Source organism: Dechloromonas hortensis (genome assembly GCF_009469765.1).
Lineage (GTDB): Bacteria > Pseudomonadota > Gammaproteobacteria > Burkholderiales > Rhodocyclaceae > Azonexus > Azonexus hortensis.
Map to the genome: position 1 here is coordinate 49,878 of NZ_SSSQ01000014.1, position 21,276 is coordinate 71,153.

Below are 21,276 nucleotides of genomic sequence, written 5' to 3' on the forward strand. Positions count from 1 at the left end.
AACCGAATAACCCATGCCACGCCGATCACTCTTGACGACCGTCCAACAGGAAGCGCTGTTTGCCTTCCCTGGCTCCGATGTGGAGATTGCGCGGTATTACACCTTCGATGAGCGCGATCTGTCGATCATTCGCCAGCGGCGTGGGGCGCATAACCGGATCGGCTTCGCTGTTCAACTGTGCTACCTGCGCTACCCCGGCTACGCGATGGCCGCCGATACCACGCCGCCGGATGCCCTTCTGTCGCATGTATCGCGGCAGTTGCGCATCAATCCGGCAGCATGGGCCGAATATGCTCAGCGCGACGAGACCCGGCGCGAACATGCGCTCGAATTGCAGGCGGCATTTGGCTATCGTCCGTTCTCTACCGGGGAATACCGGAAGCAACGCGGCACGTTGACGGAACTGGCGCTCCAGACAAACAAAGGGATGGTGATCGCCGAGCAGTTGATTGAAATACTGCGCAAGCACCACATCATTTTGCCGCCCGCAGGAGTCATCGACCGTTTATGCGCGGAAGCATTGGCGCGTGGCACGCGCTTGTTCTACCAACGATTGACGGATGAATTGGACGCCACACATCGCAAACAACTGGACAAGCTGCTCACGCCACGCGATGACGTGCGCACCATTGTATTGACCTGGCTGCGCCAGCCGCCCGGCGAAGCGAAGGCAAGGCGCATCCTGCTGCATCTTGGTCGCCTTGATGCCATTCGTGAGGTCGGCTTGCCGGTCGGTCTTGATAAAATGGTGCATCAAGGCCGACTGACGCAATTGGCCCGCGAAGGGACGCAGATGAGTATTCAACATCTGCGCGATCTGGAAGCAACGCGCCGGCACGCGACACTGGTGGCCATGCTGATCGATACCCAGGCTACCGTCATCGACCAGATACTGGATTTGAACGACAGGATCATCGGCAAGATGTTCTCCGATGCGAAACGCAAGCATGCGGAATCGTTCCACAACAAGGGCAAGGCGATCAACGACAAGGTGCGGCTGTATTCGCGTGTGGGCCATGCACTGATTGATGCGCGCAAGACCGGCACCAATCCGTTTACGGCAATCGAAGCGGTCATCCCCTGGGAGACCTTCACGCAAAGCATCACGGAAGCAGAAAAGCTGGCGCAGCCGGAATCGTTCGATCATCTTCATCTAATCGAGGAGGGTTATAGCCAGGTGCGGCGCTATTCGCCCCGTTTGCTGGAAGCGTTCGCGTTCAAGGCAGCACCGGTCGCGCAAAAGGTGCTGGACGGTATCGACACGATCAAAGCCATGAATGCGGCTAACGCCCGGTCGATGCCGAAAGATGCACCGGTCGAATTCATCAAACCACGCTGGGAACAATATGTCGTGAAAGATGATGGCATTGACCGCCGCTTCTATGAACTGTGCGCATTGTCCGAACTGAAAAATGCGTTACGGTCGGGCGATGTATGGGTGCCAGGTTCGCGGCAGTTCAAGGACTTCGAGGAATACCTTTTGCCACCAAACCGATTTGCGGCGCTGCGCAATGCGGGCGATTTGTCGCTGGCAATCGACACCGATGGCGAACGCTATCTGCAGGACCGACTGGCGCTACTCAAAGAGAAATTGGTTGAAGTGAACCGCCTGGCCGCTGCCGGTGAATTGCCTGACGCAGAAATCGCCAACGAATTGTTAAAGATCAAGCCACTGACCAAAAGCGTACCGGAAGAAGCGGAACGGCTTGAAGAACACATTTTTGGCGTGATGCCTCGCCCCAAGATTACCGAACTGCTGCTTGAGGTCGATCAATGGACGGACTTTACCCGGCACTTTACGCACCTGCGCACCGATGCGCTGCCCAAGGACAGGTCGGCATTGCTGACAGTGATCCTGGCCGACGCCATCAACCTGGGGCTGACAAAAATGGCGGAGGCATGTCCGGGAACGACGTTCAACAAACTTGATACCGTGCGCGCCTGGCACGTTCGTGATGAATCGTATTCAAAAGGGTTGGCCGAATTGGTCAACTACCAGCATCGATTGCCGTTCGCGTCGCATTGGGGCACGGGCAAGACTTCTTCATCGGATGGTCAGAACTACAAGGTTGGCGGTCGTGGCGGGCAAACCGGACAGGTCAACTTACGGTACGGTTCAGATCCCGGAATCAACTTCTATACGCATATTTCCGACCAATACGCGCCGTATCACATCAAGGCCATCACCTCAACAATACGCGACGCGACGCATGTGCTGGATGGTTTGCTGTACCACGAATCGGAACTGAACATCGAGGAACACTATACGGACACCAACGGCTTTACCGATCACATATTTGCATTGTGCCCGCCACTTGGCTTCCGCTTCGCACCCCGTATTCGTGACCTCAAGGACAAGAACCTGTTCGTACCCGATGACCCGAAGAATTACCCGGCGCTGGCGAACTTTCTTGGTGAAAAAATCAATCAGAAAATTATTCTGACGCAATGGCAGGAATATCTGCGCCTGGTCACGTCAATCAAACAAGGCACCGTGACAGCATCGCTGATGTTGCGCAAGCTTGCCAGCTATCCACGACAAAACGGCCTGGCGCTTGCACTGCGCGAAATTGGGCGCATCGAGCGCACTATTTTTGCGCTGGACTGGCTGCTCGACCCGCGCTTGCGCCAGCGCGTGACTGCCGGCCTGAACAAGGGTGAGGCGAAAAACACATTGGCTCGCGCCGTATGCTTCAACCGGCTTGGCGAAATCCGGGATCGCACCTACGAGCTTCAACGTCACCGAGCCAGTGGCCTCAATCTGGTTGTGGCGGCGATTATCTTGTGGAATACGGTCTACTTGGAACGGGCAGTCAACGCGATGCGTGCCCAGGAATATCCCATTGATGAGGCGTTGCTCAAGCATGTTGCGCCGATTCACTGGAACCATATCAATCTGACTGGCGACTACGCCTGGAAACAGCATCGGAGGGTCGAGAAAGGCGGATTCAGGCCGTTACTACCAATTCCAAAGGCTTAACGTACTTTAATTTCCCTTTCGTCAAACCTCCCCATAGACGATAGTGCCGAATAACCGGCTACTCATAATTTGTTGCTTATCGGGAACGACCTCTTCCAGGTCGAGACAAGACACGCCGCGTAACTTCTGAACTGTGCGTTCCAGCACCACCGAGAAGTGATTTCGTAATGTTTCGGCATCATGTAGTTGGCGAACGGTGGCTGTACCCTTGTGATTCTGTACTGGCATCCCGGGTGATCATTCAAGGTAAATCGTCGCAGTTTTCACTGCCTCTGCAAAACCCTCCGCAGGTTCACCTACGAAATTCCGTATAGGCATTCGTACCGGTACGGATGCCTATACAATTAATCCAACTTAAGCCGGCTCCGCCGGAAAACCTTGCCTCCAGTAAAACTGGGATAACGCACTTAAAATACTCTCTTCGCTACCAAATCATGTGATCTATGACGTATCCGTTTCCTATTGCCGAGGCATGGATCGAACAGCAACTTGCGGATATTGCTGGCAAGCCTTCCCTCTTCCAGCGTGCAGCTGATATTTTTGCCGAGATGCATCTGGCGATCCAGGCTGACGGGATACGTAGCTCGAATGCTGTTCGAGCGGCCGGATCATACGGCGGCATCATGAAGAAATGGCAAGCTGGCCTCCTCCAGGCGATCACCATGGACTTGATCAAGCAAACCGAGATGGATACTGGACGGCTACGTATCCGGTCGGTGCAAATGGATGTATTCGGTCGAGCTCAAGCTTCGAAAGATTTGAAGCACTATGCAATCAAAATCAGGAATGGCGGGGGACGCGCTGCCGCCATGCCGGAGGTTCCTGAATTGCTGAAGCGGGCTGCTCAGAAATACTTTGCTGACCACCGGGATGATCTGAAGTCGGCCGTTCAATCGTCAGCAACCATTTCTGGTTAATCGACTTCGGGTTTTGCCAGGAATCGAGTTGAAGGCAGTCTCCAGTTTGCGGGGCGATTCACCTTCATTGATTCATTGATTCATTGATTCATTGATTCATTGATTCATTGATTCATTGATTCATTATTAGCTAGCGTTGCAGTGCCCAGGAAAAGCTCAATGCTCAACCAGACAGAGGGTCGGCCGGGAATCGTGCGAAATCCTCAAAAATACCGCTTAGCCGATTGTTCTAAAACAGAAAATTACTTGGCCGATGCAAAGGCCGGTTTTCACCGGCCTGCCCTTATCAATTGAGACTTAGGCTCCGCAGGTCAGCGCCTTGTTGGCGCTGACAAAAACACTGTCAGGCTTGGATTTGAACTCGGTGTCTGGCTGGCTGTTGTGTGACTTGCACATCGGCGCAATGTAGTTGAGTTTTCGCAGCGACTCATTGTCAAGTTTTGGCAAGATGATGTGCGCCCCTACTTCCGCAGAGGAATTACACCCCGCCACATGGCATTTGGGTGTCGAAGAAACCTTGGCAAACCCTTTCCAGTGGTCCAGCCAAGATCCGCATTTGCAATTTTTTTCCGAAGTCCCGTTCAGATTTTTTAGGTAACGGAACCTTTTGTGGGCAGTGCCTTGCTCATGAATCTCTCCCTAAAATGACCACGCACATGCATGGCACCCCATGATATTGGGATTCCCTCCGAAAAATTCAATAGTCATTGATCTTGGCTTATTGATTCGGCCTCCAAAATCCGGAACCCCTCATCCAGGGTCTCGACCTTTCGTCGGAAATCCAGTACGTAATCGCCGAAGCGATTGATGTGTGCCAGCCTGTATGGTGCCAGTCCAGCCAAGACTTCCTGGTTGATCACAGCCCCTTCGGCCTGGAGTTGCTTCAGCACCCGGCTCATCCCTTCTACGTTGTGCAAGATGACCAGGTTGGCTACGAGATGGTTGTATTTGATGATCTTGCGCTGTTCATGGCGCAGGTTTTCGGCAATCACGCCTTCTCCGCCGAAGAATAGTTTTTTCTCGAAACCATTGAATTGCTCTGACTTATTGGTTTCCGCGTGGATGAGTCGGCGAAGTTCGACGTCGCCAACGTATTTCAGCAGGAACATAGTTCGAATTACCTTGCCGAGTTCCTTGAAGGCGAAATACAGCTTGTTCTTTCGACTATAAGTCCCCAAGCGACGCAGGATGGCCGAGGCAGAAATTTTCCCAAGCTTGATGGATACCGCCACGCGCAGCATGTCCGGCAAATGGGTCTCAATCATCTGCCAATTGATGTCGTCGCTGAAAAGTCGGTCGATATGCGTAAACTTCTTGTTGCTGTCGGGCCGATGAAACACCAGATCCTTGATGCCACGGATGCGCGGCATCAACTTAATACCCAAGAGATGGGAAAGCGCAAAAACCGTGTAGCTCTGAGCCTGGGTATCGCCATGAATGGTGTCCGGCCGGATATCCGAGGTGTTGGTCATCAGCCCATCGAGGATGTGGGTGCCCTCGTAGGTGCCGCAGGAAATGAAGTGGCTGAACAGCGCGATGAACTTGTCGGAGACATGGTAGTAGCCGATACCGCCATAGCCGCCGTAGCGGATGTGATGCTCGGAAATCAGGTTCTGCTCGTAGAGGTTCCATTTCGTGCCGTCGGCCGAGGCATGCTTGCCTGATCCCCAGTAGCCAGGCAATTCGAACTTGTTGTAGGCATTGATGACCTTGACGATGGCTTTTTCCAGCACCTCTTCCGTTACGTACTTGATGTTGAGCCAGGCGATCTGCTTGCGGCTCATACCCCGAATCGAGCGCGCCGTCTGGGTCGGTCCGAGGTTGCAGCCATAACAGAACAAGGTGCTGATTACCCGCGGGCGCAATTCGTCGATCCGGCTTTCGGTTCCCATCAAGGGCCGGAATAGCTTGTGCAATTGCAGCCAGCGCTCAGTGTCGATCAGTACGTCGACGATACTGATGTTCTCCATGTGCTCGGTGATCAACTGATCGATCGCCCGGATGCCGGGCGGCGGTTCGCTGGCCGGTGGTTTCTTCAGGATCAGCCTGCCATCGACGATTTCGGCATAAGCATTTTCGGGAAATGCGGCATCGACCGCCTCAGCCGTCTCCAGTAAAGCCGTCTTCAAGGACTCGGTAAAGACCCTGGAATCCGTTTCGACACCGGTGACCTCACCATACTGCGCCAATTCACGGCTCAGGGTGTCGTCGTCAACCAGTTGCTCCCGGTAGTCGTCGTAACGCTCACCATGCTGGATGAACAGATCACCCGACTTCAGTTCATCGCGGATGGCATACAGGACCGCCAGTTCGAAGTAACGGCGGTTGATGGCAACGACCTGACCATCGGTGCGCTCGGAGATGACCAGTTTCCGCCAGGTCGAGGGGAGCCACTGGAAGTCCTCCTCGGCATTCAGACCGACCAACGGCAGCGGCACGACTTCGTGCCGGGTACCACGCAGCGCCTGCAACGCTTTCATCATCCGGATCAGGGTATCGTCTTCACTGGTACTCTGCGGATTGACGATTTCGATACAGTTCAGCAACTGGGCGCGAACCATCTTGTAGGGCTGGATGAGGAACGGCAGATGATTGCGTCCAGCATAGGCCATGTGCTCATCGCAGATGGCCACCAGGTCATCGACCTCGGCGATCAGGCTGCCACCGATGGCCTCCACCCGTTGATGATCCGAGCCATCGATCCGGTAGGCCAGCAACATCTCCTTCAACTGGCCGATCAGGCGATCGGTTCGTTGCAGGTGTTCTTGTTGGTATTCGCCCAACTTGTTGCGCGCCTGATTGTCGAGGTTCTGGAGCATGCGGACAAACAGATCGGCCGCATCGTCGAGCGTCTGGGCGAATTGCGAGCGGATATAGATGACCGCCAGCGCATAGCGCTTCTGGGGCTTCAGTTCCGCCATTTCTGTCGCATCCAGCGAACGGGCGATGTAGCGGTACTGTTTGAGTTTCGGAACGGGAATATCAGGGATGGGTAATTGGTCGACCAGCAACTGGAGCCTGCGGATATGCTGGAGATAGGAGCGAGTTTCCTTGTTGGTCGGCTTTTTTGGTTCGCGCTTGAGCAGGTTCCAGGTGCTGCTGGTCTCGCCCGACTTGACCTTGAACAGGTTGTCGATCAAGGCTTTCACCTTGGCATCAAGTTGGTCGGCAATGCTCGCAAAATGGACATCGTGGATCTTTTCCCGGGCCTGGATGCCCAACCGATCGAGCGTGGAGAAACCGGGTAGCTCGTAGCGATGATGCACCAGTTCTTCAAGCATCACGTTGATGATGTCGGCCACCACATGCCGGCTGTCTGCAGCGGTTTCTGCCACATGCTGCAGCCAGGCGCGTCCCTGATCGTCCAGAGGCCGAACATTCAGGTAGCGTCGCAACGCAGCAATCAGTGTCGTGCGCGCCGTCGTTCGGTCGAACTGCCGAAGTTCATCGGCCCTGGCTGGCCGATGCCCCGTTTGGGCCACAATGTGTTGGCGAATCACCGACGGGACATCCCTGATGTGGACAAAGTACCCAAGACGCTGAAACAGCTTCAGGTAAATGAATGCCGCCGAGCGAGCAATGGGGCGCTTTACAGTCTTATCGATGAACACGATTTCATCGGGCGTCAGGGTATAAATCTCGTCGAGATCCTGTGCCGATGGGTCCGCTTTCAGGCGGGGAAACGCGGTCTCGTGGAGCTGGGTCATGCGGGATCAATCCCAATGCCTGCCGGTGGTCGGATCACGGCAGACCGCCTCCAGGAAGCACTCACGGGCATCGGCAATACGATGGAGTTCGTCGAGCAAGGTGTAGAGGTGCTCGTCCAGGGTGTCGGCTGAAGGCGTCGGGACGGAAATTTGATATCGACGGCCATCCTGATCCAGCGGTTGTGCCTGGAACTGCGCAAGGCAAGTGTTCGTCATGTCCCGCAAAGCATTGGCGACGCCGCGTCGGCCGCCGTTGAAGGCCGACAAATCGATGGAAACCTCGATCATTGCGAGTGGGATCTCGGCCAGACTGGGCAACTGCGGAATCGAGGCTGTTGCTGTGTCCGGCAGCGCTCGATCCAGTCCCTGCTCGAAACGCGCCTTCTGGTCGGTGCTGACTCCATCCAGATAGCGCATGGCTGCCTTCACGTCACGCCAGCCCACGTAACTCATCAACTCCCGGATATCCCAGCCGCTCATTCCAGCCCACTGCGCGAACCCACGGCGTAACGAGTGACTGCTGAAGGCCTCGGCATCGGCCACGCCTGCCCGGCTCAGCAACTTTCGAAGCATGGGAATGATACTGCTCGGGGTCAATTCGGCTTCAGATAGATGCCCCCAGCGATCGACCTTGCGGAATAGCGGTCCTCCGGTCAGTTTGGACAAGGCTAGCCAGTCTTCAACTGCCTCGACCGGACACAGCCGGGACAGTGCTGGACATGAGTAGCTTCGACCTTCCAGTTTTCGATCCCCTTTGCTGCGAGGCAAGAAACAGGTCAGCCCCTCGCCAGGCTTGATCTCGATAAACTCGATGCGAAGGTTGACCAGTTCGTCGGAGCGGAACCCGCGCCAGAAACCGAGGAGAATCAGGGCTCGATCCCGGGTATGTCGCAGGGCGCTGGCCGAATCCCCCCGGCCAACCGCTGCGGCCGTCGCCGACATGAGCCAGTCGGCAACACCGCGCAGAATTTCCAGCTCCAGCGGCTTGGCCCGCTTTTCCTGGGCTGGATGCAGGGTTCGGATACCTTTCAACAATTGCCGGATCTTCTGGGCTTTAGTCGGGTCTGGAAAACCATGATCCTGGTGCCAACGCGACAGCGCGGCGAGGCGATGCTTGAGGGTGTTCAGTGATAGGGATTCGGCGTAGGCAGCAAGGTAGCGGGAAATCGAATCGATGGTCGCTGGCAACAGGCCTCCCCACTCGATCTCGAAGTGCTGGATGGCTGACGCATAGCTGCGTCGGGTATTGGCCCGTTCAGCCGCATCGAGGTAAAGATCGACCTGGCTCATCGCATTCCCGACTGGATTTAGGTCCGTGCTCGTAGCGGCAGCGAGACCTGCGGTTCTAGAGCTTGCAATACAGCGTGGGCCTTGAGGATTTCCTGATGCAACTGCGTATGCTTCGGGGCATGCACGGTAACCACCAAGGCGTAGCGGATGGCCGGTGCTCCGGATGATGCCTGGCCACCGGCCTCGCGTGCGTTGTAATGCACGTCGAAGACCGGTTCCAGCAGGCTGCTGCCGTAGTAACTGTGCTCAGCGTGCAGCACTGTTTCCCACTTGCCCAGATCAGCCCGCAGTTCGGCCTCGGTCCGAAAGTCGGCCGATGGGAAAAAGCTGATCGACGACGCATTCGTAGCACCGGCCTTGCGCTTGCTGCTGTTGGGGCGAAAGGTAATGCCGAGACCGGCTTTCGTGTAGGCGCCGGCATCCTGAGGGTCGACCGGGCTGGCATAACAGAAGGTTGCCCGCAAACGTACCTTCCCCTCCAACTGGAAAGCCGGCAAAGGAATCGGTGCGCGCAGGAATTTTCCCGGGCGTAGCTCGCCCTGATAGATGATTCGAGCTTCCCCATCGTCACAGGTAATCAGGCGATTGATGTCCGACGGGACACGTCCCCAACCGACATGATGCACATCGTGCTCTTCATTGCTTTCGCAGCCATGGACCAACAGCGTCTTGATGGTCAACGGGTGTACAGGGTCGCCCAGAATAGCCCGGATACCGACTGCCGAGCGCAGCGCGAGTGGTGCCGCGAAGCTGGTTCCCAGCGTGGCGGCCAGGCTCGGTCGGCTACCAGGGGCTGCTACGTGAAAATACTCCTTGGGCGCTCCGCCAAACGCCACCACATCGGGTTTTCGTCTTCCCGGGCTACGACCGGGACCGGTGGCGCTGTAAGCGGCGCGTTTCCAATCAGCGCCGCTTCGGTCGGCAGCGCCCACGGATAACGCATTCACGCTATCAGAAGGCACCTGGATACGATTAAGGCCAAGTGCTGCATCGCGCTCACCGTTGTTGCCGACTGCGACGGTCATCAGGGTTTCACCATCGCTCAAAATGCTGTCGATCACCGCCGTCCACGCGTGTACATCTTGGTCCTCGACTGGCAGATCCGGACCCAAGCTGAGGTTGATGAACTGGTATTGACGGGAAAGCAGTACGGTTTCGACGTGGCCGAGCGTGCGATACAACTCATAGGGATCTTCCCCGTCGATCTTGGCATCCAGCACGCGATGATGGTCAACCGGCGCATAAGGACGTTCTGCCGCAGCTTCTGGCTCAATCGGCCCAAACAGCAAAGCCGAGGTGACGCCGAGGCCATGCTCGGTAAAGTCGGGTACGTCGCTCGCATCTTTGTCAGCCAGGAAATAGCGGCGGACATAGCCATCGAGGATGTGCTCCGTCGGTAGGCCGCCATCCAGGACAGCGACCTTGGGTTCGCGAGAAAGCGGCTCGCCGCTCGGCAACGAGAACGACACCGAAAGCGGCATGCTGCGGGTGACCGGACGTGCCGCCCGCAAATGCGGCATCGGCCGGACTACGCGGGTCAGGGTGAACTGGGCCAGGTTTTCCAGGCCGGCAGCGTCCCCCTCGACCGCAACGAACAGCAGGCGGCCCGCTTCAAATTCGAATTCGCCATTGACCTTGAAGCCACAGTCCTTGGCATAGTCGGCGAACATGGCACGAACATCCGAGGCGTCGCCCTCGGGGGGTAAATGCAGACCGACCTCGAAAACGTGGGCGATATGGGCGCCCTCAAGATGCAGGCGATCAGATGGGGTCATAGCGGCAAAGGTCTCGATGCGAGCAAACTGCTCGGCGACCGGCATCTGTTCGTTCAGGCTTCGGGCAAAAGCTGGGAAGTTTCCCAACGCTGCACGTGTGCCAGCCACGAAGAGTTCCGTGGTTTCTACTTCCGGCGGCGCCTTCTTCTGGGTCTGGCGACGCGGTTGGATACGGCGGGTCCGCGACCCGACCGAGGCGAGACCGACCTGATCGAGCAGCAGTTTCGGAAAGAAAGACTTGGCCAGGTAGGCTGGATGCAATACCAGACGGGCCACCGCCAGATCATCGGCGCAGGCTTTCGGCGACAGCGCCTGAAAAATGCTGTTGGCTGCCTCGATCTCCGGCACGATGACGCGTTTTGCCTCGCTGAGCGTATAGGGATGAGCCTTGTCGCCGACCTTCTTCTTGGGCGCTTCGATGGGATAGGTCAGCAATTCTGCACGACCGATCAAATATCGCGTAGTCATTTATTTGAGCCCCCTGCCTTTGCGGGGAGATGGCCCCGCATGTTTGCGAATGGTGTCGCGAGCGACCCCCGTCATCTGGCTGATCTGCATGTGCGTATGCTGACCCGCCTTGGCCAGTTCGATCGCGAGATTGAGGCGTTCTGCCTTGCTCAAGGCTTCCTGGCGCTGACCAAGTGCCGAGCCGATCAGTTGCTCCAACGGCGCCGTCTGCAAAACATGGCCGCGACGCAGTGCGTTGATGCTGCGTTCAACATCTGACAGCGACTGCCCCTGTAGGCCGGCGGCCAGTACATCGATCCAGGACTCAAACAGTTTCAGGTCGTCACCAAGGAATCGCTGGATGGCCACCGCAATCGCCGAGGCATCCGGTGCGTCGAACTTGAGGACCAGATCGAAACGTCGCCACAGCGCAGGATCGACCAGTTCCGGGTGATTGGTGGCGGCCAGAAGAAGCCCGCTGTCTGGCCACTGATCGACTTCCTGCAACATTACTGTGACCAGGCGTTTCAGTTCGCCGATATCGGACTCATCACTGCGTCGCTTGGCGATGGCGTCGATCTCATCGAGCAGCAGGACGGCTGCGTGTTTCTTGGCATGGTCCAGCGCAGCGCGTAGGTTGTTGCCGGTCTTGCCAAGCAGGCTGCTCATGACCGCCGTCAGGTCGAGCACCCATAGGGGCTTACCCAAGGCACTGGCGATCCAGCGGGCCGAGAGTGTCTTGCCGACCCCGGGTGGTCCAACCAGGATGGCTGAGCGGGTCGGGCTGATCCCCCGGGCGGCCAGTCGTTCTCGTTCCTGGCGTTCGCGAATAATGGCGCCGATGGCGCCATGAACGCTACCGGGAAGAATGGGCGGGGCCAACCCAGCGCGATCATCGAAAACCCGGATCAGCGCTAGGCGGGAGTCTCCGTCGACGGGGAGCGGCGCCTCGTTTGGCTCCATTGCCGGTGCGCCGCGCCGCAGGATTGAATTGCCCGCCGAGCGGGTTTGGGAAGCCTTCAGGGATTGGTCGAGACGTGCGGCTAACTCAGGGCGTTGCTGACGGTACTTGCGTATGAGACGCGCCAATAGCAAGCGGGTATCCTCATGAGAGTCTGAGGCGGCAAGACGGGCTAAATTGGCGAAGTCTTCTTCAAGAGTGTTGATATCGCCGGAGTTTGTTTTTTCTGCCACGAAATAGCCTTTTGCTGCGCGTTTGATTATGGCGAATTTTATGGCGAATATTTGTGGTTGGTCAATATTGTTTTTCTGGTGCTACCTACGTACTACCCCATGTTCATGTTGATACGCCCCCTTGCCAATAACTCGGAAAACGCAAATGGCTTCACCAGATAGTCATCAGCACCTAGTTCCAATCCCTTCACGCGGTCTTCAACCGAATCACGGGCAGTCAGAAACACTACGGGCATTTCTTTACCGGCACGTCGAATACCTTGAAGTACCTGCCAGCCCTCAATGCCCGGTAACATGACATCCAGTACGGCCAAGTCGTATGACTCGGTCAGTGCAAGGTGACCCCCTCCAAGCCATCTCTGGCTAGGTCGACCATAAAGCCGGCTTCTGATAGCCCTTGCTTAAGATAATCGCCTGTTTTCGGCTCGTCTTCGACGACTAATAGCCTCATCGAACCACTCCCTGTGATGCCTGTGTTACTGCTCATTTTGCTCTGAGGCGGCTGATTAGCCGCCTAGATTACGGAAATGTAATTTATCTGTCAGTATCTGGTTAGGTCGACTTCCCCAAAATGGTGCATGTTGAAATCAGGGGAAGTAGATGAAGCAATTTCTTTTTGGCGCTGTGTCCGTAGTTAGTCTCGGGGCTATCGCAGGCTACGCACTCATACAAAGCGGAAGCATCGACTTTGCTGCCGATTCGGCCCACTCACCCAGCATCATCAAGTTTATCGAATGGGCTCGTGAGCAGTCCGTAGCCAAGCAGGCTAAGGACATCATCCTTCCTACCGACTTGGCATCCGAAGAACGCATTCGTCGCGGCGCAGGAAACTACGAGGCTATGTGCGTTGGTTGCCACCTGTCACCCGGTGTCGAGGATAGCGAGATACGCAAGGGTCTGTATCCAAGCCCGCTAAACCTGTCGCTGGCAGGCGCGGCAGCCGAGGAACAAGAAACGGATGTCCGCCGATTCTGGATTATCAAACATGGCATTAAAGGTTCCGGGATGCCCGCCTGGGCGAAGGGCGGGATGGATGATGAAGCCATTTGGGACCTGACGGCATTCATCAAAATCTTGCCAAAGCTCTCGGCCACCGACTATCAGTCACACGTTGCAGCCAGCGAAGGACACTCGCACGCCGGCATGGAGCCCACTGCATCAGCACCGAGTTCGCCCAAACCTCATAACCATGAAGGCCATTCCCACAGCAAGCATGAGCACAGCCATTGAGGCCCTTTGATTACCGAAATGTAATTTTTGGGTCAGCTTGCTGTTGGGTGCAGATACCTAAACTTTGTGCCAATACGTTCCCCCTCACTGCTCAACGAAGGTCGATATGCTTAAGACCAGCTCCCTGATTTTTGCCCTCTCGCTGTTTGCCGGCATCAGCCTGGCCCAGGCGGCGGAACGCGTTGAAGTGTTCAAAAGCCCGTACTGCGGCTGTTGTGGGAAATGGGTCGAACACATGCGCAAGGCCGGCTTCGATGTCGTCACGAAGGATGTCAATGATGTGCCGGCGGCCCGGAAAGCTACCGGCATGCCGGAGCGCTTCGGTTCCTGCCATACCGCGAAAGTGGGTGGCTATGCCGTGGAGGGACATGTTCCCGCAATGGATGTCCAGCGCCTGCTGAAGGAAAAGCCCAAGGCGGTTGGCCTGGCCGCCCCAGGCATGCCCCAGGGCTCGCCGGGCATGGAAACCAATCACCCGCAACCCTACGACACGCTGCTCGTTCAGGCGGACGGCAGCTACCAAGCTTTTGCTAAACATTAACCCTTATCTCTCGGAGAACCCCCATGAATAAGCTGATTGCTTCCTTTGCTTTGGTCGCCACCCTGGCGCCTGCTTTCGCAATGGCCGCTGACCATGACATGCATGCCGGTCACGGCACCATGTACTCGGACGCTGCCCAATCCGCACTTATCGACGGCCTGGTGAAAAAGGTCGACAAGGCCGGCGGCAAGCTCACCGTCTCTCATGAAGCCTTGCCCAACGGCATGCCGGCCATGACCATGGCGTTCAAGGTCAAGGACGCCTCTTGGCTCGACAAGGTGAAGAGTGGTCAGAAAGTCCGCTTTGCATCGGACAACGTCAATGGTGCGATGACCATCGTCCGCCTGGAATTGCCAAAGTAAGCGTGTTGGCACGCGGTGCCACCGGAAATCATCACGAGGACAAACAGATGAAACGAATAACTACCTCGCGCCAACTCCTGTGCGCCGCGCTCACCGCAGCCTGGTGCCTGGGTGCCCAGGCCCAGGTTCAACCGGGCAGCAATGTTGAAAGCCTGCTTTCCCTGGCGCGGGAAGCCAACCCCGACTACGCCAGCATGCGTTATGAAGCCGATGCAGCGGCTGAACGCATCACGCCCGCTGGCGCTCTGCCTGACCCCAGGCTGCGCACGGAGCTGATGGATATTACCAAGGGCGGTTCACAAGGTGCCTCCCTGTCTCCCAGCCGTGTCGGCAGTACACGCTACACGCTGATGCAGGACATTCCCTGGTTCGGCAAGCGGGACTTGAAGCGTGAGATTGCCGTGCTTGAAGCAGATGGCGCCAAGGGGCGCGCCTACGGCACCTGGAGCGAGGTCGCCACCAAAATCAAGACCACCTATGCGCAGCTCTACTATCTTGCCCGCAATGACAGCCTGACCCGGGAAATCCTCGACCTGATGGTCCGTCTGGAAAAAATTGCCCAGGTCCGCTACGCCGGCGGCCTGGCTGCCCAGCAGGACGTCATCCGGGCGCAGGTCGAACAGACAGCGATGCGTAACGAACTCATCGCTCTGGAAACCGAGCATCATCATTTGATGACCCGCATGAATGCTCTTTTGGGGCGTCCGGCCACTGCACCATTGGCGATGCCTGAAGCCCTGCGGCCGTTGCCCACTCTTGCCAAGCTCGATTACACCTCCCTCGAAGAGCGAGCTCGCGCCAGGAACCCGATGCTGTCGGCTGCCGGGCACGGCATCGCAGCCGCCGAGAAGAGCCGCGACTTGGCCTACAAGAATCGGTACCCCGATTTGACGGTCGGCGTGGTGCCCAATCAGATGCAGAACGAAGTGAAGCAGTGGGACCTGATGTTCGAAATCAACATCCCCTTGCAGCAGGCCAGCCGGCGGGCCCAGGAACGCGAGGCGGAAGCGATGGTCTCGGCCGGCCGGGCGAAGCGTGATGCCATCTCGAACCAGCTGCTGTCCGACCTTTCGGCCGCACTCTCCGAACTGGAAGCCGCTCAGCGTAGCGAGCGGCTGACCACCGACAGCCTGCTGCCCCAGGCGGAACTGACCTTGAAGGCGGCGCTGACCGGCTATGAAACCGGCAAGGTCGACTTTGCGACCCTGCTGGATGCCCAGCGCCAGATTCGCCAGGCGAAACTCAACCAAATCAAATCGCGTGCCGAGGCCCAAGTCCGCCTTGCCGAAATCGAACGAATTCTCGGAGAAGACCTATGAACAAGGGAGTGATTGCCGCCGCCGTGGTGGCCGCGTTGGCCGCTGGTGGTGGCTATTGGGTTGGCCAGAAGAGCGCCCCGGCCCTGCACGTCGATGGCGCCACCAGCCTTGCAGTCGAGACTGCTAAGAAGGAACGGAAGATTCTCTTCTACCGCAATCCAATGGGCCTTCCCGATACGTCGCCAAGCCCGAAGAAGGACCCGATGGGCATGGACTACATCCCGGTCTACGAAGGCGAGCAAGACGACGAGCCGGCCTCTGCCAACCAAATCAAAATCAGCACCGAGAAGATTCAGAAACTTGGCGTGCGCACGGAAGCAGCCACCCTGCGCAATCTGGACAAGGTTGTCCGTGCGGCCGGTCGCATCGAACCGGATGAGCGTCGTACCTTTGCCATCTCTCCAAAATTCGAAGGCTATGTCGAGCGCCTGCACGTCAATGTCACCGGCCAGCCGGTCAGCAAGGGCCAGCCGCTCTTTGAGGTCTACAGCCCAGAACTGGTTTCTGCACAGCGTGAATACGCTATCGCTGTCCAGGGGCAAGAAAGTCTGAAGGGCGCAGAAAGCTACACCCAGGACAGCATGCGCCAACTGGCTGAGTCCAGCCTGGCCCGCCTGCGCAATTGGGACATCTCCGAAGAGCAGGTGAAGTCCCTGGCCAAGTCCGGTGAAACCCGGCATACGCTGACTTTCCGCTCGCCGGTCAACGGCATCATCACCGAGAAGAAGGCTGTCCAAGGCATGCGCTTCATGCCGGGCGACGCCCTGTATCAAGTCGCCGACCTGTCCTCCGTATGGGTAGTTGCCGACGTCTTCGAACAGGACATCGGTTTGGTGAAGCCCGGTGCCAAGGCCAGGGTCAGAATCAACGCCTACCCTGACAAGACCTTCGAAGGCACCATCAGCTATGTTTATCCGACCCTGAAGGCGGAAACCCGAACCATCCCAGTTCGCATCGACTTGCCGAATCCGAACAATCTGCTGAAGCCGGGCATGTTTGCCCAACTCGAACTGCCGACTGCAGCCAAGGGTGCGGTCGTCACCGTACCGAACTCGGCAGTGATTGATAGCGGCACGCGTCAAATCGTTCTGGTCCAGGCCAAGGAAGGCCGATTCGAGCCCCGCGAGGTCAAGCTCGGCGCGCGCAGCGATGACCGGGTAGAAGTCATTGACGGTGTCCGTGATGGTGAGCAAGTGGTTGTTGCCGCCAACTTCCTGATTGATGCCGAGAGCAATCTGAAAGCGGCTGTCGGTGGCTTCGGCCACTCCAGCCACGGCGGAGCTGCGCCGTCCGATAAGTCGGCGGCGGCCAAGGTCGGCAACAAGGCCGAAGGCAAAGTCGAAGAGGTCGATGCCAAGGCAGGAACGGTCAGCATCACCCACGGTCCAGTGGCCAGTTTGAATTGGCCTGGAATGACCATGGAGTTCAAACCAGCTAACGAAGCCATCATGAAGCAGTTGAAACCCGGGGCTGCGATTGACTTCGAGTTTGTCGAACGTGGCCAGGGTGAATGGGTTATCACGTCCGTTCAACCTGCTAGCCAGCCTGCTGCCAAAGCCAACCCGCACGCCGGTCACTGAGGAAGAGCGCGATGTTGGCAAAAATCATTGAATGGTCAGGACGCAACCGCTTCCTGGTCTTGCTCGCCACCTTGTTCATCATCGTGGCCGGCGTTGTAGCAGTCATGCGAACGCCGCTCGATGCACTTCCGGACCTTTCCGATGTCCAGGTCATCGTCTACACCGAATACCCCGGCCAGGCACCCCAGGTCGTCGAAGACCAGGTGACCTATCCGCTGACGACCTCGATGTTGTCGGTGCCCAAATCCAAGGTGGTCCGCGGCTTCTCGTTCTTCGGTGCATCCTTCGTCTACATCATTTTCGAGGACGGCACTGACATCTACTGGGCGCGCTCGCGGGTTCTTGAGTACCTCAACTTTGCCGCCGGCCGCATGCCCAAGGGCGTCACGCCGCAAATTGGTCCGGATGCCACCGGGGTGGGCTGGGTTTATCAGTACGCCGTGCTGGCCAAGGACAAGACGCTGGCCGAACTGCGCACCCTGCAGGACTGGTACTTGCGCTACCAGCTGACCAAGGCGCATGGCGTTGCCGAAGTTGCCTCGATTGGTGGTTTCGTCCAGACCTACCAGGTCACGGTCGACCCCGTGAAGCTGCGTTCCTACGGCATTCCGCTCGCAAAAGTCTCACAAGTCATTCGTGATTCCAACCGCGACGTCGGTGGCCGTGTTATCGAAATGGCCGAGACCGAGTACATGGTGCGCGGCAAGGGTTACCTGCGCGGCATAGGCGACATCGAGAACCTCGTCGTCAAGGCCGACAAGGGCACGCCGGTACTGGTACGTGACATCGCCCGCGTCGAACTGGCGCCCGACGAACGCCGTGGCCTGACCGAACTCAATGGTGAAGGCGAAGTGGTCTCCGGCATCGCCATGGCCCGCTATGGGCAGAACGCGCTGGAGGTCATCCACAACCTCAAGGAGAAAATTGGTGAAATATCGGCCGGCCTCCCGGAAGGGGTGACTATCGAGACAGTCTATGACCGCTCCGAGCTGATTCACCGGGCCATCGACACCCTGAAGCACACGCTGGCTGAGGAAAGCATCATCGTGGCGTTGGTTTGCGTCGTGTTCCTGCTCCACCTGCGTAGTGCGCTGGTAGCCATCCTGATGCTGCCAGTCGGTGTCCTGATGGCCTTCATCGCCATGCGCCTGCTCGGCATGAACTCAAACCTGATGAGCCTGGGCGGCATTGCCATCGCCATCGGCGCGATGATTGACGCGGCCATTGTGATGATTGAGAACGCCCATAAGCATATCGAGCGTTTGCCTGTGAACCACACGCACGGCGACCGGACGGAAGCCATGATTGCCGCCTGCAAGGAAGTCGGTCCGGCGCTGTTCTTCTCGCTCCTCATCATCACGGTTTCTTTCCTGCCGGTATTCACCCTGGAAGACCAGGAGGGCCGTCTGTTCTCGCCCCTGGCCTACACCAAGACCTTCTCGATGGCCGGCGCAGCGCTGCTCTCCGTCACCCTGGTGCCGGTCCTGATGATGCTGTTCATCCGCGGCAAAATCATGCCCGAGGCCAAGAACCCGGTGAATCGCTTCCTCATTTGGGTCTACCGTCCCATCATTGCCTGGGTCATGCGCTGGAAGAAAACCACCATCGTGGCCGCCATCGTGGCGCTCGTGGTCTCTATCTATCCGGCCAGCAAGCTGGGCTCGGAGTTCATGCCGACCTTGAACGAGGGCACTTTGTTATACATGCCGGCCTCCCTGCCAGGGATGTCGATTACCAAGGCGGCCGAGCTGCTGCAAACGCAGAACAAAATCATCAAGAGCTTCCCGGAAGTCGCCTCGGTGTATGGCAAGGCGGGCCGTGCCAATACGGCCACCGACCCGGCGCCAACCGAAATGTTCGAGACGGTCATTAACCTCAAACCGGAGTCCGAATGGCGCCCGGGATTAACGACCGACAAACTCATTGCCGAGATGGACAAGGCGCTGCAGTTCCCCGGTGTATCCAACGCCTGGACGATGCCTATCAAAGCCCGTATCGACATGCTTTCTACCGGTATCCGGACGCCCATCGGCATCAAGGTGTTTGGCAAGGACCTTACCGAGATGGAGCGCCTGGCCCGGGAAATCGAGACAGTGGTGAAGGAAGTGCCGGGAACCACGTCAGCGTTTGCCGAGCGGATTACCGGGGGCTATTACCTGAACATCGAACCAGACCGCACTCAGCTGGCACGCTACGGCCTGGCGGTTGGCGACGTTCAGGAGGTCATCGGGCAGGCGTTGGGTGGCGAGATGGTGACCACGACCGTCGAGGGCCGCGAGCGCTTCGGGGTGAGCGTGCGTTACCCGCGCGAACTCCGCTCTGACCCGCAGCAGATTGCCCAGCAGGTACTGGTGCCGACTATGGATGGCGCAATGATTCCGCTGGGGCAATTGGCGAAGATTGAAGTGGCTAAGGGGACGCCGGGCATCCGGACCGAAAATGCGCTGCTCTCCGCCTACATTTTTGTGGACATCCGGGAACGTGACATCGGCGGCTACGTGGCTGATGCCAAGAAGGCTGTCGCCGCCAAGGTCAAGTTCCCGCCGGGCTACTACGCGACCTGGAGTGGCCAGTTCGAGTCGATGGAACGCGCCATCGAGAAGATGAAGATTGTCGTACCGGTCACGCTGCTTATCATCTTCCTGCTGCTCTATCTCAACTTCAGGCGCCTGACCGAGACCATCATTGTCATGCTGTCGGTGCCGTTCGCTCTGGTGGGTGGTGTCTGGCTGATGTGGTTGCTGGGCTACAACCTCTCAGTCGCCGTCGCGGTCGGTTTCATCGCCCTGGCCGGTGTGGCCGCCGAGACGGGGGTCGTGATGCTGATTTACCTCGACCATGCCTGGGAGGCGCTCAAGGCCCAACGCCGGGCTGAGGGGAAGGAACCCAGCGTGGGTGACCTCTACGAAGCCATCATGGAAGGTGCCGTAGAACGGGTTCGTCCGAAGATGATGACCGTGGTAGCCATCATGGCGGGCCTCCTGCCCATCATGTGGGGCACGGGAACGGGGTCCGAAGTCATGAGCCGAATTGCAGCCCCGATGGTCGGCGGGATGATTTCCTCCACGGTTCTGACCTTGGCAGTCATTCCGGCTATCTACGCCCTGGTCAAGCAGTGGCGCCTTGCCCGGCACTTAGAATCTTGAAGAGCCAATCATGACCAACCTAGGTACAGCTGCTCCAACCTGCGCCCACTGCGGAAGTAACGACAAGGAGAGACTGTACCTAAAGGAGGACCATTGCCATTGCTGCGAGGGTTGCCTGCTGGACCGGTGTATCGGTCAGAAACCGACACTCGACCTGGCAGGGCTGTACTCTGGGTTCGTAGAGGCCCTTGTCCGCACGCTGGACCTGCGAGAACTGGAGACGGGGCTGCACTCTCGGCGAAGTGCCTGCCACACGCTGGTACTGGCCCGAAGAATCATTTCCGATGCCGAAGAGCTTCGCCAAATCTACTGGGGTGCCTTGCTTCACGACATCGGGAAAATTGGTATTCCCGAGCGCATTCTTCTGAAGACCGACGCATTGACGGATGAGGAATGGCTCACCATGCGTACCCATGTTGAATTGGGTTACTCAATCGTCAGTCAATTGCCCGGGCTCGAAAAAGCGGCCGCAGTCGTTCGAAGCCATGAAGAGCGCTTCGATGGTACAGGGTACCCACATGGACTGAAGGGCGAAGAAATACCCGTGGGGTCTAGGCTGTTCGCAGTAATTGATACCTTGGATGCCATCACATCTGACCGCTCCTATCGCCGTGGCCTTGAGTTCGACATGGCGAAAGAAGAAATCTTGAGGATGTCTGGCAGCCAGTTTGACCCGGTGGCAGTGGACCTCTTTTTGGCCGAAGAAAAGGTCTTGAGAGAAATGGTCGCACTGAAATGCGGCCGACCACAATCGGTGTAGCGCCAAGCAACAACGTAAAGGAGCGTGA

General features: G+C 57.6%; 13 protein-coding genes and 1 pseudogene. 9 read left to right on the forward strand and 5 right to left on the reverse strand.

Going from position 1 to position 21,276, the window contains the following annotated elements; genetic code table 11:
* The first annotated feature begins 13 nt into the window (after positions 1 to 13).
* Positions 14 to 2,980, forward strand: a complete 2,967-nt coding sequence (locus GH663_RS17915) for a Tn3 family transposase (RefSeq protein WP_153133014.1) — start codon at positions 14 to 16, stop codon at positions 2,978 to 2,980.
* Positions 2,981 to 3,423: 443 nt separating this feature from the next.
* Positions 3,424 to 3,897, forward strand: a complete 474-nt coding sequence (locus GH663_RS17920; RefSeq protein WP_153133015.1) for a hypothetical protein — start codon at positions 3,424 to 3,426, stop codon at positions 3,895 to 3,897.
* 704 nt (positions 3,898 to 4,601) lie between these two features.
* On the opposite strand, the gene GH663_RS17925 is transcribed toward GH663_RS17920, so the two are convergent.
* The 5 genes and pseudogenes from GH663_RS17925 to GH663_RS17945 form a co-directional block, all read right to left on the reverse strand.
* The gene (locus tag GH663_RS17925; RefSeq protein ID WP_153133016.1) at positions 4,602 to 7,604 is read right to left on the reverse strand and encodes a Tn3 family transposase; all 3,003 of its coding nucleotides are present in this window, start codon (positions 7,602 to 7,604) and stop codon (positions 4,602 to 4,604) included.
* A 6-nt stretch (positions 7,605 to 7,610) separates the two neighbouring features.
* On the reverse strand, positions 7,611 to 8,894 hold the full coding sequence (locus GH663_RS17930) for a site-specific integrase (RefSeq protein ID WP_153133017.1): 1,284 nt from the start codon (positions 8,892 to 8,894) through the stop codon (positions 7,611 to 7,613).
* Between the two features lie 17 nt (positions 8,895 to 8,911).
* Complete coding sequence (locus GH663_RS17935; RefSeq protein ID WP_153133018.1) at positions 8,912 to 11,137, reverse strand: S8 family peptidase; 2,226 nt, start codon at positions 11,135 to 11,137, stop codon at positions 8,912 to 8,914.
* A complete protein-coding gene (locus GH663_RS17940) occupies positions 11,138 to 12,310 on the reverse strand; it encodes an AAA family ATPase (RefSeq protein WP_153133019.1) in 1,173 nt (390 codons plus the stop codon).
* 95 nt (positions 12,311 to 12,405) lie between these two features.
* Positions 12,406 to 12,761, reverse strand: a pseudogene (locus tag GH663_RS17945) (response regulator); the annotation flags it as partial.
* Between the two features lie 149 nt (positions 12,762 to 12,910).
* On the opposite strand from GH663_RS17945, the gene GH663_RS17950 reads away from it, so the two are divergent.
* The 7 genes from GH663_RS17950 to GH663_RS17980 all read left to right on the forward strand — a co-directional run bounded on the left by GH663_RS17950 (position 12,911) and on the right by GH663_RS17980 (position 21,248).
* Positions 12,911 to 13,540, forward strand: coding sequence for a c-type cytochrome (locus GH663_RS17950; RefSeq protein ID WP_153133020.1), 630 nt, complete (start codon positions 12,911 to 12,913; stop codon positions 13,538 to 13,540).
* Between the two features lie 106 nt (positions 13,541 to 13,646).
* The gene (locus GH663_RS17955) at positions 13,647 to 14,081 is read left to right on the forward strand and encodes a DUF411 domain-containing protein (RefSeq protein WP_153133021.1); all 435 of its coding nucleotides are present in this window, start codon (positions 13,647 to 13,649) and stop codon (positions 14,079 to 14,081) included.
* Between the two features lie 23 nt (positions 14,082 to 14,104).
* Positions 14,105 to 14,443 (forward strand): copper-binding protein, encoded by a 339-nt coding sequence (locus GH663_RS17960; RefSeq protein WP_153133022.1) that lies wholly within the window; start codon positions 14,105 to 14,107, stop codon positions 14,441 to 14,443.
* 47 nt (positions 14,444 to 14,490) lie between these two features.
* On the forward strand, positions 14,491 to 15,762 hold the full coding sequence (locus GH663_RS17965; RefSeq protein ID WP_153133023.1) for a TolC family protein: 1,272 nt from the start codon (positions 14,491 to 14,493) through the stop codon (positions 15,760 to 15,762).
* Between the two features lie 8 nt (positions 15,763 to 15,770).
* Positions 15,771 to 17,342, forward strand: coding sequence for an efflux RND transporter periplasmic adaptor subunit (locus GH663_RS17970; RefSeq protein WP_343029834.1), 1,572 nt, complete (start codon positions 15,771 to 15,773; stop codon positions 17,340 to 17,342).
* 11 nt (positions 17,343 to 17,353) lie between these two features.
* Positions 17,354 to 20,488, forward strand: coding sequence for an efflux RND transporter permease subunit (locus GH663_RS17975; protein WP_153133025.1), 3,135 nt, complete (start codon positions 17,354 to 17,356; stop codon positions 20,486 to 20,488).
* A gap of 10 nt (positions 20,489 to 20,498) precedes the next feature.
* A complete protein-coding gene (locus GH663_RS17980) occupies positions 20,499 to 21,248 on the forward strand; it encodes an HD-GYP domain-containing protein (RefSeq protein WP_153133026.1) in 750 nt (249 codons plus the stop codon).
* Positions 21,249 to 21,276: the final 28 nt, after the last annotated feature.

Bases quoted from the DNA above. Each gene is read 5' to 3' on its own strand.
- GH663_RS17925 (WP_153133016.1), bottom strand. From the start codon at position 7,604: ATGACCCAGCTCCACGAGACCGCGTTTCCCCGCCTGAAAGCGGACCCA.
- GH663_RS17975 (WP_153133025.1), top strand. From the start codon at position 17,354: ATGTTGGCAAAAATCATTGAATGGTCAGGACGCAACCGCTTCCTGGTC.
- GH663_RS17930 (WP_153133017.1), bottom strand. From the start codon at position 8,894: ATGAGCCAGGTCGATCTTTACCTCGATGCGGCTGAACGGGCCAATACC.
- GH663_RS17935 (WP_153133018.1), bottom strand. From the start codon at position 11,137: ATGACTACGCGATATTTGATCGGTCGTGCAGAATTGCTGACCTATCCC.
- GH663_RS17920 (WP_153133015.1), top strand. From the start codon at position 3,424: ATGACGTATCCGTTTCCTATTGCCGAGGCATGGATCGAACAGCAACTT.
- GH663_RS17960 (WP_153133022.1), top strand. From the start codon at position 14,105: ATGAATAAGCTGATTGCTTCCTTTGCTTTGGTCGCCACCCTGGCGCCT.
- GH663_RS17915 (WP_153133014.1), top strand. From the start codon at position 14: ATGCCACGCCGATCACTCTTGACGACCGTCCAACAGGAAGCGCTGTTT.
- GH663_RS17965 (WP_153133023.1), top strand. From the start codon at position 14,491: ATGAAACGAATAACTACCTCGCGCCAACTCCTGTGCGCCGCGCTCACC.
- GH663_RS17955 (WP_153133021.1), top strand. From the start codon at position 13,647: ATGCTTAAGACCAGCTCCCTGATTTTTGCCCTCTCGCTGTTTGCCGGC.
- GH663_RS17950 (WP_153133020.1), top strand. From the start codon at position 12,911: ATGAAGCAATTTCTTTTTGGCGCTGTGTCCGTAGTTAGTCTCGGGGCT.
- GH663_RS17980 (WP_153133026.1), top strand. From the start codon at position 20,499: ATGACCAACCTAGGTACAGCTGCTCCAACCTGCGCCCACTGCGGAAGT.